Below are 682 nucleotides of genomic sequence, written 5' to 3'. Positions count from 1 at the left end.
ACCGTAATATCCCAACTCAGCGGTGCGGTGCCGTGGGATTCCCGCGTCTTCAGGCGTGGGAGGATGTCAATTAGTCTGAGGACCGGCTAGATCTGGACGAGTCTTGTATCAACCTCACAGTAGATGGAAAAATCGGCTGAGTATCCCGAATGAAAATTTCCTCCGAAATGCTATATGTGTCACCGCTTAGTTATCATACATGATTGAGTCAACAGGCGTTTCGGTTCTTCTCGTTGATGATGACCCCGCTCTCGCGGGACTAACAGCCGATATACTCTCTGAACAGGAGAGCCAATTTGCTGTTGAAACAGTAACAAGCGCCAGCGAAGGGCTGGATCGACTCGCCACAGATAACTTCGATTGTATTGTGAGCGACTACGATATGCCCGGCCAGAACGGTATTGAGTTCCTCAAAACAGTGCGCGAGGAAGATCCCGCCTTGCCGTTTATTCTTTATACAGGCAAAGGTAGTGAAGCGGTCGCAAGCGATGCGATCGCTTCCGGTGTGACAGACTATCTACAAAAAGACTCTGGAACAGCTCAGTACACGATCCTTGCCAATCAGATTCGAAACGCCGTAGAAAGACATCGCCATCGAGACCGTGCCCAAGCGACTCGCGACCAGTTGCGCCAAATCATCGATATGCTCCCACAGCTCGTCTTCGCTAAAGACGAGACCGGT

General features: G+C 50.9%; 1 protein-coding gene. It reads left to right on the top strand.

Annotated features, from left to right (window positions below):
- Positions 1 to 199: 199 nt before the first annotated feature.
- Positions 200 to 682: response regulator (locus EXE45_RS17320; protein ID WP_137695061.1), on the top strand; the 483-nt coding region annotated here is incomplete at its 3' end.

The sequence above is a fragment of the Halorubrum sp. SP9 genome (assembly GCF_005435015.1).
In the GTDB taxonomy this organism is placed as follows: domain Archaea; phylum Halobacteriota; class Halobacteria; order Halobacteriales; family Haloferacaceae; genus Halorubrum; species Halorubrum sodomense.
Note: the sequence above shows the minus strand (reverse complement) of the source record. Positions and strands in the feature narration are given on the sequence as shown.